Genomic DNA, 17,594 nt, shown 5'->3' with positions numbered 1-17,594 from the left:
ACAACAGTTATTAAACCTGTAGGTTAAGCTTGAGTCGCCAGTACAAAACGATTGTGGCCAGTTGATTTAGCGCGGTAGAGGGCTTCATCTGCGGTCCGCAATAAATCGCCTAATTCACAGCGGCTCGAGCGGCTGTGAATCCCGCCAATGCTTGCTGTGAGCTTTAAGATTTCGCCCTGAATGCTTAAGGTCGCTTTGCCAATACGATCACACAAGCGGTAACTAATCAGTTCAGCCTGATTGCGGTCAACATCCGCTAAAGCGACGGCAAACTTCTCACCGCCGATGCGCGCGGCAACGTCATGTTCCCGTAGGTGACCCTGAATAATATCAGCAACTTGACGCAGGCACTCCTCGCCAGTTGCGTCGCCATAGTTGGCATTGATGTTTTTGAACTGGTCAAGATTAACCACTAACACACAAAACGGCCGTCGCTGAATGCGATTTTTCGCCAGCAATAAGCCAGTGCGCTCAAGAAACCCGCGACGGTTAAGCATATGCGTTAACTCATCAAAATTTGTGACCTCGAGCAGACGTTTCTCACTCATCGCGAAGGCGAGCAGCGGAAATAGAGTCGCGGTCCCTGTGGTTAACGCCAGGTGACCTATCAGTAGCCATTCGAACGATGAGGGCAGCATGAGCACATTCTTTAACGCCAAATTCTGTACCAACATACCGCTCTGGGTCAGCATCAGCGCGCCGTGGGCAAGAAACAGCAAGAACAGCATCCAACGCATCAGGGTGGGTGCTTGCTGGATGGTCAGTATGTAAATTGCGGCATACAAAAAGATTGCTGCACAGACCACAGCAGTGAAGGTCTGGGCATGTATGGGGGCGGTATAAAGTAGCACCAGCGGTAGCGCGCTATAACTCAGTACCAGCGCTACTAATTTGTAGGAAACAGGCCGCTGCATCTGGAACTGACGCAACCCATGTAACAACAACAACGGTGTCAGGATAATCAGCACGTCAGCGACAAATATGGTCAGCCATGCCTGATCAAAGTACGTTTGCATGCCGGCGAGTCCGACGGCGATGCCAAATATGAAACAGGAAATCCCCCAGGTAAAGAAGCATTTCTGGGTTTTACGAACCTCGTAGATCACCAGCATCAGGCCGCCTAGCATGAGGTTCAGGCTGATGACAGTAATGATCAACGTAGGTAAGTGGAATGGCACGTGCGTCGTCGACTCTCGTTATAGTTTTTATTAGCTATCAGCTTAGCGTGAAAGCACGAATTTCACCAGCTCCGCTTCTTATGTCCGACCAGTCCGTACCAGCCAATCACGGCGTAGCCTACTGGCAGTAACAGGTAGGCATGTTTAGCACTGAACGCGTCGGCAAGCCCGCCATAGACCAGTGGCAAGACGGCGCCACCAGCGATACCCATAATCAGTATGGCGGAACCGCGGGCGGTGAACTTACCCAAATCGGCAAGTGCCAGCGGCCAGATGGCCGGCCAGACCATGGCGTTGGCAAGGCCCAGCAGCGCCAGTAGGGCAACGGAGTTGGGGACCACAGGAACGCTGCTCCAGCCCCACAACAGGCTGGCAATGGCGGTGCTGGTGTCGGAGCTCATCAGTAAAGCGCCACTGAACAGCAAACCAAGCGCAGCTGAAGCTGTCAGCGCCTGCTGTTGGCTGAGTAAACGAGGGATGAGCAACAGGCCCAACACATAACCGATCACCATGGCCGCCATGACATAGGAGGTCAGGCTGGAGTAATTGGCCAGGCCCAGCCGTGAGCCGTACATACCAATGGTATCGCCGGCGATAACTTCCACACCGACATAGAAAAATAAGGCCATGGCGCCCAGCACCAGTTGCGGGTAGCGCAGCACCGATGTATGAACATCAGCACCGGAAGGCGCTTCTTCGCGGATATGAGGAAGCTTAATACCGAATAAGCCCAGGGCCAGCACAAACATAGCGATCCCCATGCCCACATAGGGCGGAATGATGTTCGCTGCCATGGCGCTGACCTGTGCTGCGCGCTCACTCGCGCTTAGCTCGGCAATGCTCGCCGCACTCACATTTGGAAAGTCGGCGAGTACCAGCCAGGTGAAAAACAGCGGGGCAAAGACGCCAGCCAGTTTGTTGAGGATGCCCATAATGGCGATACGCGCGGCCGCTGACTCATGTGGACCAATGCGCACAATGTAAGGGTTGGAGGCGGTCTGCAAAAGTGTGAGCCCTGAGCCCACCACAAATTGGGCAAACAGGAAAATACTAAAATAGTGAGTTTTCGCAGCCGGTACGAACAGGAACAAGCCGAGACCTACCAACGCCAAGCCTAACACCATACCGTTTTTGTAGCCGGTATGGTCGAGGATCCACGACATGGGCAAAGCCATGACCACGTAAGCGATATAAAAACAGAAGGCGACCAGGAGTGCCTGAAACTCACTCAGATCGGAAATGATCTGCAGAAACGGGATCAACGCGCCGTTGAGCCAGGTCACAAAGCCGAAAATAAAAAACAAGATACCTATGGTGGTCATGGGGATCAAAGTGCGCATATCAGGCGTCCTTTCGAATCGGGGTGCCCTGTTGCCACAGTTGCACGATGTTGAGTTCAGAGTCGAGCAGCATAAAGTCGGCCTGCTTACCGACCTCTATACTCCCGAGCATGTGGTCCAGACCCAGCATTCGGGCCGGGGTAAGGCTGGCCATTTCAACCGCATCCGCGAGACTGACAGCGCACTGCTGAACCGTATTGCGAACGGCATCGATCATGGTCAGGCAGGAACCTGCGAGGGTGCCGTCAGGCGTGGTCAGCTTGTCACCATCGCGAACAATACGGGTATCGAAGAAAGGTACTTCGGTGGCGTCTGTCGCCGCTAACGCCATGGCATCAGTCACCAGCATCATTTGTGTTTTACCCTTGGCGCGGAAGGCCACCTGACAGGCTTGCGGATCCACGTGATAGCCATCAACAATCAAGCCGGCATAACAGTCCCGCGCCAGGCAAACGCCGACCATGCCGGGCGCGCGTGACTGCAGCGGCGACATGGCGTTGTATAGATGGGTAAAGCCGATAGCGCCGGCGTCCAGTGCGGCATTAACCTGCGCGGCGCTGGCATCCGAGTGACCTAAAAAGACCTTAATGCCGGCCGCGCTCAGCTTTTTGATCACCTCGACAGATACATTCTCGGGCGCCACTGTCACCATCACAGTGCCCAGCGCAGGGTCGCTTAGCAGGGCGATCTCATCCGCACTCGGTGGCCGGATAAACTGCTCGCTGTGCACGCCTTTGCGGGCGGTGCTCAGCCAGGGGCCTTCGAAGTGGACGCCGATGATGCCTGGAATTCCTTCTGCTTTTGCCGCTTTCATGGCGGCTGCAGCATCATGCATTGCACTGTAGCTATCGGTGATCAAGGTGGGTAGCAGCGCGGTGGTGCCGTGCTCGCGATGGGCGGCCATAATGCGCTCTAAGGCACTGGCGCTGCGGTGCTGATTAAACAACACGCCGCCGCCGCCATTCACCTGCACGTCGATAAAGCCCGGCACTAACTGGCCCTGGTAACTGGGATAATTATGCTGGGCGGGGGCGTCGCTGATCGCGGTAATCACCCCGGCTGCAACTTCAATGAGTTGGTTCTGGCGCCAACCTTGTGGCGTAAGTACCTGGTCGCATACAAACATTAGCGGGTTTCCGTTACTTTTTTCAGGCCCGGAGGAGAGTCTGGGTCGAGGCCCAGCTGCCTCGCAGCCCGTTCGATGTCTAAATAAAAACGCTGCATCAGTACCAGAGGTTGCAGCCGCGGATGGGGGGCAACCGGAACGTGCATACGAATGAGTTGGGCGCCGCGTGCGGCAATACCCTGCATTTGTTCCTGATGAGTAGGGCCGCCTTCATCATCAATCTGCAGGTCGATAATGCATAGCTGTTTTTCTGCCAGTGTTACCGGGCCATGCAGAAATTCTGCGCTGCTAAAGGCTTCGGCGTGAATACTCAGCACTTCTTTCAGCTTCAGCGCGACCTCGCGGGCGATGGCATAACCAAAGCCGCGGCCCAACACCACGCAATGCTTTAAGCCATCGAGTTGCGTGGCTTCGAGTTGGGCGGGCAGTTGCTGGCCCTCGCGCAGGGCCTCCGGCAATTGCTCCAGCGCTTGCAGTAAGTCGCGATCCTGTTGCCAGTACGCACATAGCTGGCACAGTGCGCTGAGGCTGGCCAGGTAACTTTTGGTCGCTGCCACAGCAAGTTCGGGGCCAGCATGCAGCGGCAGGACTTCGTCGGCCAGTCGACCTAGTGGGGAGTCCACTACATTGACCAGCGCCAGCAGACGCGCACCGCCAGCTTTCGCCAGTTGCGCCTGCTGCACGATGTCAGGGCTTTGCCCGGACTGCGAAATACAAATCGCCAGACAACCCTCGAGGTTCAGGGTGCGTTTATACACCCCGGCAACGGAGGGCGCGGCGGCAACTACTGGAATACCACAGCTCACTTCGAACAGGTATTTGGCGAACACGCCGGCATGATCTGAAGTGCCGCGGCCGATCATCATGATGGTGCGCGGCGGCTGCGATCTGAGCTGACTGGCAATGTCCTCGCAGCGGGCAGCGTTATTGTGCAGCTGCTGGGCGATAATGTCAGGGGCTGAGGTGGCTTCGTCAAACATTTGCTGGCTCATGATACGTCTCCCAGGCCGCCGTTTTGGTGGAGTAGCACTGCGCCCCATTCAGGACCAAATTGGGTGTCCTGGAGCGCAGCACGAATGTCGTCATCAAGCCAGGGGGTCATTGCGGCGGCGACACCGCCGGCGATCACCAGCTTGCCACCGCTAAGTTGCAGGGCTTGGCGGGCAATGGCGCTGAGATAACTGCTGCCGCGTTCAACCAGGGCCAGAGCGGTGCTTTCGTGCTGACTGGCAAGCTCTAAAATTTTCGGACAGATTTGACCAAACTCACCGGGAGCGGCCTGAATCAGTCGATCAACAATGTCCGTCGCGGTGCTGCACTGGTAGTGACGGCACACTGCCTCTGCCAGCTCGCCACGGGGAACAATGCCGTCGAGGGCTTCAAGAGTATGCATCACCGCTTGTTTGCCCAGCCAGGCACCGCTGCCTTTATCGCCAAGTAAGAAACCATGCCCGCCGAACTGCACCAGTTTGCCGTCAACCAAAGCAGCAGCGCAGGAACCCGTGCCCATGACCAGCACCGACCCATTCGCGCCGGCATGGGCACCGTATAAAGCAGTGTGCAGGTCTGAGGTGAAGTGAAAAGCTTTAAAAGGGTGCGGCCAGGCACGTAACTGCGCGGCAGCAGAGGGCAAGTTAGCCCCGGCCAGACCGGCGCAGACCGTGGTCTCGGCAAAATGTTCCTGACTCAGACAGGCGTCGGCAAACGCATTGCTTACCGCGGTAAGAATGGACTGTTGAGCGGTATTGCCCTGCCGGGCAATGTTGGCCGAGCCGGCTATACCAGCGCCAAGCCGTTCGCCCTGAACGTTGTAGAGCTCGGCGCGGCATTTGGTGCCGCCGCCATCTACGCCCACATAATAAAGAGAAGAGGTTGCTTGCTTCATGGCCTCACTTTTTCGTTTGGGAAATTTCAGTTTTTGTGCCAGCGAATGGACAACATACTGCCATACTTTGCTCTATGAGTTGTAATACTTTATTCTTGTTTCAGGAATAACAAGGAATCGATCGATGAAAAAAACAACAAATGCAATTTCTACGACGGTGGTGGGTGTCTTTGCTAGCGCCGCGGTTTTCGCCGGGACCGCCATCGCCAAACATGAAGGTCCGCAGGGGGAAGCCTATTACGAGCAGGTGATGGGGGCACCGCCGTTGTTACCAGCAAACGCCGAGCAACGCTGGCAGGCCTGTGCTCCGGCGATTGCGCCAGCGAGTGATTCCTACAAAACGGTTAGGGAAAGCGGGGTGAGCAAGGGCTGGGTGGAGCGCAGTGTGCATGACTGGAGCTTTTTTGATGCCAGTGCCGAAGATGGCAAAGTATTAGTGATCGATTACGCCCGCAAGGGCGAGGAACTGGCGTTTCGCTACCTTGCCAATGCGCAGACCCATGATGATCTGTATGAGCCGTGGAGCTCGTCAAAAATTATGGCGTACAGCGGCGCGTTGTCGCTGCTGAGCGACAATTTTGCGCAGCCTGATACGACTGTGGGCGACCTGAAACTAGCGGATTTAATCACCAGCGTGCATAGTTACGAGGCTTCAGGTGCTGCAGATGGAAATTCCAACGCCTACGCCTATTACCTTGCTAACCTCGCCGGGCGCGATTACTTAACTGCGTTGTTCCATGACTCCTGGCTGCACATCGGCCAGCCCCAGGTCAAGTTCCGCGGTGCCTACGGACCTGCAGCTTATGCCCCGGTCGATCGCTTTTGGCGCACGCCATCACGCGCCGTCAGTGCGGCTTTTGTGCCCGATGACAGTGACCCCGGCATGCTCGGTTATCGTTGTGAAGACTGCGGGCTGACCGGCAATAAACCGATGACGACACTGGCTTCGGCTGAGTTCCTCAAACGGCTGGCGACCCATAAACGCGTGCCGGAAACGCGTATGCCGGGCCTGTCGGATGATGCCGTGATGATGTTGTTTTACGGTCCGGGACACAGTGCTAATAGTGCCAACGCCGGCGGGATGATGGCCGGAGCCAGCCTGATGCCCCATCGGGCCATCGCCGCAGCATTAAAAACCCACTTGCCGGAACTGGCGGAACTCAGCACCCAGCAAGTTCTCGATCAGGCAACCGCAGGCAACTGGCGGATCTTCCATAAACTTGGTGCCGGTCCCAGTGAAACTCGCGGTACCAGTGAAGTCGTAGCGTTGGCGCACGTTTGCCTGCCACTGGCCTCTGGCACCCGCGAATTTACCGTCGCCGCACAAGCCTCAGTCGCAGGCAACAGCTATGAAAACGTAGGCATTGCTGGCGCAAAACTTGAGCGTCTGCTGACCGAAACCGTACAGGCACTTCTCACAAATCCCGCAAACTAGCGGCCTGGCAAAAGGAAGGGCAGCCCTTCCTTTTTCCATTTTATATTCCTGGTATACATTAAAGTTGGAATAATCTATTCTAACTGGTAAATCATTTAACCCGAAAAGACTTTATGCTCGGCTATTATTCGTTTGCAGACGTGTTGGTGTTTATTGCTTATGGGCTGGTGCTGCTGGGCAGCGGCTGGCTGTTTAATCGTCGTAATGCGTCAACGCAGGATTACTTCCTTGGCGGCAACAAAATGCCGATGTGGGTGGTGGCGATTTCGGTACTGGCGACGTCACAGTCCGCGGCAACCTTCCTGGGTGGCCCGGATCAGGGCTATCGCGGTGATTTAACCTATCTGGCGACCAACATTGGTGCGTTTATCGCGGTCGGCTTTGTTGCCATCTTCCTGATCCCCAAGTTTTACCAGTTCCGCGTCTACACCGTCTATGAGTTACTGGAACAGCGTTTTGGCGCGGCGGCGAAGCGTCAGGCGGGGGTCATGTACCTGTTTGGACGTATCTTTGCCAGCGGGGCGCGGCTGTATATGGCGGCGATTGCCGTGGCGATGATTCTGTTTGGCGATTTTGCTGCTAGTAGCGTTATCGCGGCGACGCTCATCATCACCTTAGCTGGCCTGTTGTATACAGTTTATGGTGGGATCCGTACGGTTATTTACTCGGATGTCCTGCAGGCTGTTATTTATGTCAGTGCCGCCATCGCGGTCATCATCGTACTTTATAATGCGATTCCGATTGGTTTTAGCGAGCTGGTCAGTGCCCTGCAAAATCCCGCACCGGGGGCTCCCTCGAAGCTGCAGCTGATTGATACGGAAATGGATTTCAGCAGCGCGGGCGTCTTCAACATCTGGTCAGTATTAACGGGCTTCGTGCTACTGAATATTGCCGCCTTTGGTCTGGATCAGGACATGACCCAACGGGTATTGACCTGTAAAAATGCCAAAGAAGGCAGTAAAGCCATGCTGATGTCGGTGGTCATGGTTATTCCTGTCATGCTGCTCTTTATTGTCATCGGCCTGCTGCTTTACATTTACTATCAGCGTCCGGATATCATGGCCAGTGGCCAGGGCGATGGACCGGTGCCAACGTTTGCCGGCGAAGCGGTCACCATTTTCATGTATTACGTGCTCACGGAAATCCCTGCGGGCGTCCGTGGTTTGGTCACCATAGGTATTATTGCCGCCGCATTGTCGACCCTGAACTCGGGCCTGAACTCCATGTCCAGCGTCCTGATCCAGGATATTTACCGGCCCTGGAAGCTGCGTCGGCGCGCCGATGCCAGCGAAAAGCACTTCGTGCGTGCCGGTCAGTTAGGTATGACCCTGGTCGCGGCCGCTTTAGCACTGATGGCCTGCCTGTGCTATTACTGGCAACAGTACACGGATACGCCATTGCTGCAGTTTGCCTTAAGTGTCATGGTGTTCTCCTACAGTGGTCTGTTGGGCGTCTACTTTGTGACTTTGTTTAGTAAGCGCGGTAGCCCGGCATCTGTCGCCGCAGCGCTGGTGATTGGCTTTATTGTGCCACTGCTGATGCAACCCTATGTCATGGACGCCATCTGGCCCACGGCGTGGGTGACCGATATCGGCTTTACCTGGCAATTGATGATTGGCACTGCCATCTCAACCCTGATTTGTTTGACCGGCTCGTCAGCTAAGGAAGCTAACGGCAACGAGCGCAACGTATAAGAGTACTTATGGAAGATTCAAAACGCACTGCCGAACTGCTGGCGCAACTGAATAAAATCGTTTCAGAGGGACGTAACCCAGAGACGATGGAAATCGATATCCTCTCCAGTGAGGGGATTTTGCGTAAGCTCAATCATGAAGACGCGCACGTCGCACCCGCGGTGGCTTCCCAAATCCCCAGCATTGCTGAGGCCGTCGACGCCATTGTCGAACGTCTGCAAGCCGGAGGCCGGCTATTTTATATTGGTGCCGGCACCAGTGGCCGACTCGGCATTCTCGACGCAGTAGAGTGCCGGCCTACGTTCAGCGTACCCGATGATCTGGTACAGGGCATCATTGCCGGGGGCGAGCACGCCATCCAGTTCGCCGTTGAAGGCGCCGAAGATGACCGCGAAGCGGGGATTGCCGATGTCAAAGCCGTTCATTTATCCAGCAAGGATGTATTGGTAGGACTCTCCGCCAGTGGCCGCACGCCTTATGTGGTCGCAGCCCTTGAGTATGCGAATGCCATCGGTTGTGTGTCGGTATCGGTGACCTGTAATCCTGACTCACCACTGATGACCACTGCGCAGATTGGCATTTGTCCGGTGGTGGGGCCTGAGGCTCTGACCGGTTCGACCCGCATGAAATCGGGCACGGCGCAAAAGCTAGTGCTCAACATGCTTAGCACCGCCAGCATGATTCGCCTTGGCAAAACCTATGAAAACCTGATGGTCGATGTCAACGCCAGTAACGAAAAGCTGCGCGCGCGGGCGATTCGAATTGTCATGCAGGCCACAGACTGTTCCCGTGAAACGGCAGAAGCGGCCTTAAAAGCGGCTAAGAACCGTGCCAAGCTCGCCATTTTAATGATTTTAACCGGTGCCGAGCTGGCGGAAGCTGAAGCGCTGCTTGACCAGCAAGATGGTTTCCTGCGCCGTGCGGTGGAGCAAAAATTATGAATCTTTGGCAGCGCCTGACGCTTATCATTTGCCTGCTAAGTCTCAGTGCCTTTGCCTTGCCAGGTAAGGCACAGGCGACCACTGTTGCTGCAGAGCAAGCAAGTAAGTACTTACCCTCCTTGCGCGGCCAGCGCGTGGCGCTGGTGGTTAATCAAACCTCGCGCGTGGGTGAGCAGCACCTGGTCGATTACCTCTTAGCCGAAGGCATAGAGGTGGTCAAAGTGCTGGCCCCTGAACATGGCTTTCGCGGCGACGCTGGTGCCGGCGAAACCATTACTGATGCTATTGACCCGCGCACCGGACTGCCGATCTTATCGATTTATGGCAAAACCAAAAAACCATCGCCGGCAATGCTGGCGGATGTCGATACCATCGTTTTCGACATTCAGGACGTGGGCGCACGCTTTTACACCTATATCAGCACCATGCATTACGTGATGGAAGCTGCGGCGGAGCAGGGTATCGCCATGATGGTACTGGATCGGCCGAACCCCAATGGTGCTTTTGTCGATGGCCCGGTACTGGAACCTGCCTTTCAGTCCTTTGTGGGTATGCACGAAATTCCTCTGTTGCATGGCATGACCGTTGGCGAGCTGGCGCTGATGATTAAAGGCGAAGGCTGGATTCAACAGGCACAGGACCTGAGTCTGACAGTTATTCCTGTGGCGGACTATGCGCGCACGGAGGCGTATTCGTTGCCAGTCGCGCCGAGTCCAAATTTGCCCAATGATCAGGCGATTCAACTGTATCCGTCCCTGTGTCTGTTCGAAGCCACAGCGGTCAGTATTGGTCGCGGTACGGATTTCCCATTTCAGGTCATGGGCCATGATGAAGTGCACTTAGGCGATTTTAAGTTCAGTCCGCGCAGCATGCCGAAGAGCGCGCCGTCACCGAAACTCGAAGGTCAGATTGTTTATGGTAAAGACCTGCGCGACAGTGATCTGCAGGGACTGGATCTGAGTTTACTGATAAGTGCGCACCAAGCTTTTACGAAGGCGGGCGTGACCTTTTTCACCGCGCCCGATTTTATGGATAAACTAAGTGGCACAGACGCTTTGCGCAAAGCCATCGAGGCAGGGCAGTCCGAGGCAGAAATAAGGGCCTCCTGGCAAGCGGATCTGGCGCGATTTAAAGCGCGACGTGAGCCGTATTTGCTGTACCCGTGATCCAGTTTAGTTGCCGCGCAGCCGCTGAAAAGCTTTGTTGGTCTGCGCCAGTGTGGTTCGGCCCGCTTCCGATGCCTGAATCAACGCGATAAAGAGCAGATCGATAATCAAGTTTTGTGCGGTGCGGGCGTGAATAGATGAAAGCCGCGTCGACTCGCTTTCGGCAACGGAATAGAGTTTTACATCGGCTAACTGATTGACGGCAGTTTTACCGTAACGGGTGATGGAGATCACCTGGCACTGATGACGCTGCGCTTCTTTGATGACCCGGGTCACCTCGCGGGTGGTGCCCGATTCACTGATGGCAATTACTACATCGTTGGCGCTCAGGGTGGCCGCGATAGCAAGCTGGATATGACTGTCGGCATCGGCCTGAGCTTGCAAGCCGAGTTTCTGCAGCTTGTAGCAGAGGTCTTTGCAGACCAGGGCCGAGCCGCCAATGCCACTGATAAGAATGCGATCGGCAGCCAATACTCGCTGAACAGCGTCACGGAAAGATTCTTTCTCATTCAGGTTGCGGGTTTCGCTGAGCACATTGATTTTGGCGGCCAGTAATTTATCCGCCATGTCGTTGAAATCATCCTCGAGGGTGATTTCGCCATGTAAGCGGGCGGCTTGGTGCGCTTTTTTGTTGAGTGCATCAACAACGGATAGCTTAAATGCCGGATAACCTTTATAGCCAAGCTTCTGGGCGAATTTGACCACGCTGGACTGGCTGACGCCAACAGTTTTTGCCAATTGCGACGATGACATATCACGCATGGCACTCGGCGAGGTAAGGGTAAACGACGCAAGCTTAGCTTCGCTGGCCGATAATGAATGTTGTATTGCTTTTATTTTCGCAAATGCGGACATGATGCCCTACCCTGTGGAATTATTTATTCAAATATAAACGAGTTGACGCGAATATCAAAAGGAGTTTCTGGTGCCTCAATCCTCAGCGCTAACTAATGCCTTTATGCAGGGTATTCAGGAGCTGCTTCCGCCCGAGCGACGGATGACGGATCTGACCCGTCGCCTTGCGCATAGCACCGACGCCAGTTTCTACCATAAAGTGCCGCAGCTGGTGGTGGAGGTTGTCGATGTTGCGGAACTGCAGCAGCTGCTGCGCCTGGCGCAACAGCATAAAGTCGCATTAACCTTCCGCGCTGCGGGCACCAGTTTGTCCGGGCAGGCGATTTCAGATTCAGTATTGGTGGTGCTGAGCCGTGACTGGCAGGGTATTGCGATTCTGGACAAAGGCGAGCGCGTGCGTTTGCAGCCTGGCGTGATTGGCGCTGAGGCCAACCGTAAACTGGCGGCTTATGGCCGTAAAATTGGCCCGGACCCGGCGTCAATTAACACCTGTAAAATCGGCGGCATTGCCGCCAACAATGCCTCAGGCATGTGCTGTGGCGTGCGTCACAACAGTTACCATACGTTGCAGGAACTCACCTTTGTGCTGGCCGACGGCACCCGGGTAGACACCAGCGACGCGGCTTCGGTTGCAGCGTTCCGCGCGAGTCATGCCGAGTTACTGCAGGCGCTCGCGGAGCTGGCGCAAGAGGTGCGCGACGACGCCGATCTCAGCAGCAAAATCACCCATCAGTACCGCCTGAAAAACACCATGGGCTATGGTTTGAATGCCTTACTCGACTACCAGGATCCGGTGGCGATTTTAACTCATTTATTGATTGGCTCTGAGGGCACGCTGGGTTTTATCGCGGATATTACCTACCACACCATAGCACTTCCCAAAGCCAGTGCGACGGGGCTTTATCTGTTCGCAGATAGTCACGCTGCCTGCGCGGTAATCGCTGACCTAAAAGCGATTGGCGTGAATGCTGTGGAATTTATGGATGGCCGCTCGCTGGCGTCGGTGAGTGACCTACTGGCAGCCCACACCAGCGTCCTGCCTGATCGCGATGCGGTCGCCTTGTTGGTCGATGTGGGCCGTGACTCCTCCGCCCAGCTGCACCAAGCCTTAGCAAGTATTGAAGAGTGTTTCGCCGGGGTAGCGGGTGTGCGGGCCTTGTGTGAATTTTCCGATGACCCTGCCACCGTGGCGGCGCTCTGGCAGATCCGTAAGGGTTTATTCCCCGCCGTGGGGGCAGTGCGGGCCAGCGGCACCACGGTCATCATCGAGGACGTGGCATTTCCCTTGTCTCAACTCCCTGCAGCGGTCACGGCCTTGCAGGAATTATTTATCGAGCACGGCTACCATGAGGCGATTATTTTTGGACATGCGCTGGATGGCAACGTCCACTTCGTCTTTACTCAGGCGTTCGCGACGGCCACCGAAACTGAGCGCTATGCCAACTTTATGGCCGCAGTGGTGGCGCTGGTCACCGAACGTTTCGACGGCACCCTGAAAGCAGAGCACGGCACCGGCCGGAATATGGCGCCTTACCTTTATGCGCAATGGGGTGGGGCAGGGCTTGCCGTCATGCAAAAGTTAAAGCAACTGATCGACCCGGTTGGGATTTTAAATCCGGGCGTCATCATTAATGCCAGTCCGACAGCTCACATTGAGGACCTGAAACAACTGCCTGCGGTTGATCCCATCGTGGACGCTTGCATTGAATGTGGCTTTTGTGAGCCGCAGTGCCCGTCGTTGCATTACACGCTGTCACCGCGTCAGCGAATTGCGCTGATGCGACGTGCGCAGCACCTCAATGCGGCGGATAAACGCACCGTTGAACAGGATTTCCAGCACTTAGGTATCGATTCGTGTGCGGCGACAGGGCTGTGTGCCAGTGCTTGTCCAGTCGGCATCAACACCGGCACCTGGGTGCAGCAGTTGCGCGCAGAGCAGGCTCGATATCCGCGTCTGGCACGGTGGTCCGCGCAACACCTGAAAGGTAGCCTGCAGATCGCAAGGTTTGGGATGAGTGCAGCGCGCAATGTCGCCAGGCTAGCCCCGGTCCTGTATCAAAAATTTAGCCCCCGGGGAATGCCGGCGTTACCGCCAGTAGCAACCGGCGAGGTCACATTAAAAGCTCGCAAGGCCGCCAGCAAAGTGGTGTACCTGGTGACCTGTCCAAATCGTCTGTTTGGTTATCAGAAGAGCGCCGGAGATAGCTTGCCAGATACGGTGATCCGACTTTGCAATAAGGCCGGCATCGAGGTGATTTTGGCAGATACCGCAAGTGAGTCCTGCTGTGGGCAGCCCTGGCAAAGTAAAGGTTATCCGGACCAGGCAAGTGAACGCAAAAACCACTTGCTGGAGTTGTTATGGCAGGCCAGTGAGCAGGGCCGCTGGCCAGTGGTGCTCGACGCGAGTCCATGTGCATTACAGCTGAGTGATGCCAAAGATCTCAAGGTGCTGGAACTGAGTGACTTTCTTTATCGACAGGTAGCGCCTGCGCTTGATATTCGGCCTACTGAGGAGCCGGTGATGCTGCACGTCACCTGTAGTAGTCGCCGGATTGATGGGGGCGCGACGTTGCGCGGGTTGGCGCAGCTGTGCAGTGAGCAGGTGATAGAACCGGACGGTATTCAGTGCTGCGGTTTTGCCGGCGATAAAGGCTTTACCTTACCCGACTTGAACAAGCATGCGCTCGGCCCCCTGGCAAGCCAAATACCCAGCGGCTGTAAGACCGCAATCAGCAATAGCCGCACCTGTGAAATAGGCCTCGCGCAGCACAGTGGCCTGGACTATCAGCATATTGCTTTTCTACTCGATGCCATCAGCCAGCAAAAAGACAGTTCTAAAGGAGTTTCGTCATGACCCATCCCAACGTTGCCATTGCTGAACTGGAGCAGCAAATTAGCGCTGTGCAGTGGCCACAACTTGATCGCAGGCACCTGACCTATGCTGATATCGCTCCGGTTATGGACGAGCTGGCCAGGCATGCGGCACTGCGAGTGACTCATATCGGCGCGTCCTACCTGGGCACACCGATTCGCCGGCTCACCCTTGGCAATGGACCTCTGGTGGTGTTGGCGTGGACGCAGATGCATGGCGATGAACCCACGGCAACAGCAGCGGTACTGGATTGGCTGCAGTTGCTGCTGACGCAGCAATTGTCGGGCTTACCCAACGACTGGCAGCAGCTGCTCACCTTGCATGTGGTGCCGATGCTAAATCCCGACGGAGCGGCGCAACGCACACGGCAGAATGCCCAAGGCATCGACATCAACCGCGATGCACTGGCCAGGCAAAGCCCGGAAGGGCGTTTATTATGGCAACAAGTGCAGAGCTTACAGCCGACGCTGGCGTTTAATCTGCATGATCAGAACCCTTATTATGCGGTGGGGAACAGCGCGGAACCGGCGACCGTTGCTTTTCTGGCGCCTGCTTATCATCCGGACAAACATGTCGATAGTGCACGCTTACAAGCCAAACAGATGATTGCCCACATGCGACAAATGTTGTCGCACTGGCTGCCAGGCGGCATTGCCCGGTACGACGACAGCTATTCAGAACGCTCGTTTGGCGACAACATTGCCGGTACAGGAGCAAGTACCATCTTGATCGAAAGCGGTGCACACCGTCAGGATCCGCATCGACAGATTGCCCGGCGTATGAATGTAATTGCGCTGCAGGTGGCGTTGGAGGCCCTGTTTACCGATGCACACCGAAACTACACGTTAGCTGACTATTACTCTATTCCAGCCAATACGGCGGATGGCTTTTGCGACATAAAGATCTGTCAGGTGACCATCGACGATGGTACTCATGCGCCTTTTCAAACGGATATCTGTTTGTCACGGGAAAAAGGTGATGAGTTGCTACGGGTGGAATTTATCGGTGATGCGCGTGGTATCCACGGCTTTACTGAATATGACGCCCGGCAGCAGCAACTGCCGGAGCTTATCAACATCGGCGATGACGCAACCGAATTGGTTGCGTCACTCAAACCTGTACAGGCGGGCCTTTAGTTAGGCGCAGACGGGAATACTGTCACCGGCAGCACACCCGGTGCCTGCTCGCCTAATAAAACGGCGACGATGGCATCGATACTGGGGCTATGAATCCGTGCGCTGCTGTCTTCAGAACCATGCGCACTGTAGTCGTAACTGGCAAGCGCGGCATCAGCGACGTCCCGGTAACGTGACAGCACATAAGGAGCGCGCAGGGCGACCAGCACAGTAGGTTGCTGACGCTGCTTAGCCACAGCGAGTACCTGTTCCAGCCACAGGTACTGGTCTGCTTTACTGGGCCGTTCGCGCCAGTTCGCCAAATCGTCCATCCCACCCATCTCTGCCAGACTGTGGTGCGGGGTTATATCGCCGATGACCAGTGTCGCGTCCGGATTCCAGTCCTGCCATGGCTGGCCCTCAGGTAATTTGCTCAAGCTGACACAGTTCACTTCAGCACCAGGCTGTTGTGCAAGGATCGCTTGTTCAAAAGCAACACAACGCAGTGTATCGGGCATGACCAGCTGCCAGGCTTTCGTCGTTATCGGCAATAGGGCGTTGTCCCAGACCTTAGTAACAGAAGCCGCTGCCAGCTTGCGTTCAAGCTCTTTGTTAGCCGCCAGGGGCAGCTTATTCTGGACATACTGAATTCGTTCAGCCAGCGGCAGAGATGCTGATGACAGAAGTCCATAGCGCTGTTTCAGGTCGGCGATGCGGGCGCCGGACACGCGCAACTGTTCCAAATCAAGTTGCCCAGCTTGAACAGCCCTCTCCAACCCTTCGAAATACTGCCAAAAGGCATCAATATCCGCATTGTTACGGATAGTGAACGGCATTAATGCTATATCGGAACCGGCGTTGAAGGTTTGAATGGTCGCCGCCAGTGGTTCAAAGTAATGAGCAATTCCTGCCATGTCGAGCGCGTCGGTGATGATGACACCGCGATAGCCAAGTTCATCACGCAATACGCCGGTTAAAATTTTCTGCGACATGGTGGCCGGCACGACCGTGGCCTGACCATCTTTCGCGACAAAGGTGGTGTCATCTAATTGCGGGTATTGAATATGCGCGGTCATAATCATCGCCGGTGGCGTGCTGCTGGCAATACTGCGCTGAAATGGCAGCAAGTCAACTGCGTCAATAGTGGCGCGGTCATGATCTACGCGGGGCAAGCCGGTGTGACTATCCACATGGGTGTCGCCGTGCCCCGGGAAGTGTTTAAGCGCACTCATCACGCCCTGTGCCTGCATGGCTTTGACAGTGGCCATGCCAAGGGTGGCCACCAGCTCAGCGTCCTCACCGTAACTGCGGACATTGATGACCGGGTTCTCCGGATTCACGTTAACGTCGACGGTGGGGGCAAAGTTCACGTTAAAGCCTAGTGATTTAACAGCTTTGCCAATGCCAGCGCCTACTTGCTCAGCAAATTCGGTCTGGCGCTGTGGGTAAGTTGCGCCAATGGCCATATTGCCGGCAAAACGCGTGGCGATGTCATCAGGTAAGCGGGCCACGCGGCCACCTTCCTGATCCAAGGCAATAAAGAGTGGCGGGTGACCGCTTGCGCGCATGACGTCCTGCATTTCATCAATCAGAGTCATGATCTGCGGTACGCTTTGCAGGTTTTCAGAAAACACGATCACGCCGCCGATCACACCCTCGCGAAGCACTTCGGCCAGCTCTTCAGGAAGTTCCGTCACTGCTTGCTGGCACTTTTCCGCGGCGGTGCCATCGTCACAAAAGTAGCGGAAGTCCAGCATCAGCTTCTGACCCAGCAGCTGTCGTACCTCCGAGGTTGGCGTTGGCGGCTCGCTTTGCGGCGAACAGGCGGCAATACTGGCAATCACAAACGCGGTCGCAGCAAGAAAAGCAAAGGTACGAAACATGGTTACACTCTTTAAATTAAGTTCGGGTGATAGATTTCTGGTCAGCTATCCTACTTCAGCTGCCCCGAAAAATAAATTATTCCTTAGTAAAGGGATTTATCTCA

At 55.5% G+C, this 17,594-nt stretch carries 13 protein-coding genes; 6 read left to right on the top strand and 7 right to left on the bottom strand.

The annotated features are described in order from the left end of the window. Positions 1 to 23: 23 nt before the first annotated feature. The 5 genes from J6J34_RS03010 to J6J34_RS02990 all read right to left on the bottom strand — a co-directional run bounded on the left by J6J34_RS03010 (position 24) and on the right by J6J34_RS02990 (position 5,529). Complete coding sequence (locus tag J6J34_RS03010; protein WP_301898459.1) at positions 24 to 1,178, bottom strand: GGDEF domain-containing protein; 1,155 nt, start codon at positions 1,176 to 1,178, stop codon at positions 24 to 26. A 62-nt stretch (positions 1,179 to 1,240) separates the two neighbouring features. Continuing rightward, positions 1,241 to 2,518: a glucose/galactose MFS transporter gene (gluP, locus tag J6J34_RS03005; protein ID WP_301719200.1), complete on the bottom strand. Its 1,278-nt coding sequence runs from the start codon at positions 2,516 to 2,518 to the stop codon at positions 1,241 to 1,243. 1 nt (position 2,519) lies between these two features. Continuing rightward, entirely contained in the window at positions 2,520 to 3,644 is a 1,125-nt protein-coding gene (gene nagA / locus J6J34_RS03000) for an N-acetylglucosamine-6-phosphate deacetylase (RefSeq protein ID WP_301898458.1), read from the bottom strand. Next, on the bottom strand, positions 3,644 to 4,636 hold the full coding sequence (gene nagB-II / locus J6J34_RS02995; RefSeq protein WP_301898457.1) for a glucosamine-6-phosphate deaminase NagB-II: 993 nt from the start codon (positions 4,634 to 4,636) through the stop codon (positions 3,644 to 3,646). The genes nagA and nagB-II overlap by 1 nt, the downstream gene beginning before the upstream one ends. Next, positions 4,633 to 5,529, bottom strand: coding sequence for a glucosamine kinase nucleotide-binding domain-containing protein (locus tag J6J34_RS02990; protein ID WP_301898456.1), 897 nt, complete (start codon positions 5,527 to 5,529; stop codon positions 4,633 to 4,635). The genes nagB-II and J6J34_RS02990 overlap by 4 nt, the downstream gene beginning before the upstream one ends. 124 nt (positions 5,530 to 5,653) lie before the next feature. Here J6J34_RS02990 and J6J34_RS02985 point away from each other — a divergent pair, with 124 nt between their 5' ends. The 4 genes from J6J34_RS02985 to J6J34_RS02970 all read left to right on the top strand — a co-directional run bounded on the left by J6J34_RS02985 (position 5,654) and on the right by J6J34_RS02970 (position 10,765). Beyond that, complete coding sequence (locus J6J34_RS02985) at positions 5,654 to 6,964, top strand: hypothetical protein (RefSeq protein ID WP_301898455.1); 1,311 nt, start codon at positions 5,654 to 5,656, stop codon at positions 6,962 to 6,964. 113 nt (positions 6,965 to 7,077) lie between these two features. Then, on the top strand, positions 7,078 to 8,658 hold the full coding sequence (locus tag J6J34_RS02980; RefSeq protein WP_301719205.1) for a sodium:solute symporter: 1,581 nt from the start codon (positions 7,078 to 7,080) through the stop codon (positions 8,656 to 8,658). Between the two features lie 8 nt (positions 8,659 to 8,666). Further along, complete coding sequence (gene murQ / locus J6J34_RS02975; RefSeq protein WP_301719206.1) at positions 8,667 to 9,599, top strand: N-acetylmuramic acid 6-phosphate etherase; 933 nt, start codon at positions 8,667 to 8,669, stop codon at positions 9,597 to 9,599. Then, a complete protein-coding gene (locus tag J6J34_RS02970; RefSeq protein WP_301898454.1) occupies positions 9,596 to 10,765 on the top strand; it encodes an exo-beta-N-acetylmuramidase NamZ family protein in 1,170 nt (389 codons plus the stop codon). The genes murQ and J6J34_RS02970 overlap by 4 nt, the downstream gene beginning before the upstream one ends. 6 nt (positions 10,766 to 10,771) lie before the next feature. Here J6J34_RS02970 and J6J34_RS02965 read toward each other — a convergent pair whose 3' ends face one another. Further along, positions 10,772 to 11,620 carry a MurR/RpiR family transcriptional regulator gene (locus J6J34_RS02965; RefSeq protein WP_301719208.1) on the bottom strand — a complete coding sequence of 283 codons (849 nt, stop codon included), beginning with the start codon at positions 11,618 to 11,620 and terminating at the stop codon, positions 10,772 to 10,774. 70 nt (positions 11,621 to 11,690) lie between these two features. On the opposite strand from J6J34_RS02965, the gene J6J34_RS02960 reads away from it, so the two are divergent. Together J6J34_RS02960 and J6J34_RS02955 are read left to right on the top strand one after the other, a co-directional pair. Further along, positions 11,691 to 14,474: an FAD-binding and (Fe-S)-binding domain-containing protein gene (locus tag J6J34_RS02960; RefSeq protein WP_335342625.1), complete on the top strand. Its 2,784-nt coding sequence runs from the start codon at positions 11,691 to 11,693 to the stop codon at positions 14,472 to 14,474. Further along, a complete protein-coding gene (locus tag J6J34_RS02955; RefSeq protein ID WP_301898453.1) occupies positions 14,471 to 15,628 on the top strand; it encodes a M14 family zinc carboxypeptidase in 1,158 nt (385 codons plus the stop codon). Before J6J34_RS02960 ends, J6J34_RS02955 begins: the two co-directional genes overlap by 4 nt. On the opposite strand, the gene J6J34_RS02950 is transcribed toward J6J34_RS02955, so the two are convergent. Next, the gene (locus tag J6J34_RS02950; RefSeq protein WP_301898452.1) at positions 15,625 to 17,490 is read right to left on the bottom strand and encodes a glycoside hydrolase family 3 protein; all 1,866 of its coding nucleotides are present in this window, start codon (positions 17,488 to 17,490) and stop codon (positions 15,625 to 15,627) included. The genes J6J34_RS02955 and J6J34_RS02950 overlap by 4 nt on opposite strands. Positions 17,491 to 17,594 lie beyond the last annotated feature (104 nt).

Source organism: Pseudidiomarina terrestris, assembly GCF_030466405.1.
Classification (GTDB): domain Bacteria; phylum Pseudomonadota; class Gammaproteobacteria; order Enterobacterales; family Alteromonadaceae; genus Pseudidiomarina; species Pseudidiomarina terrestris.
Note: the sequence above shows the minus strand (reverse complement) of the source record. Positions and strands in the feature narration are given on the sequence as shown.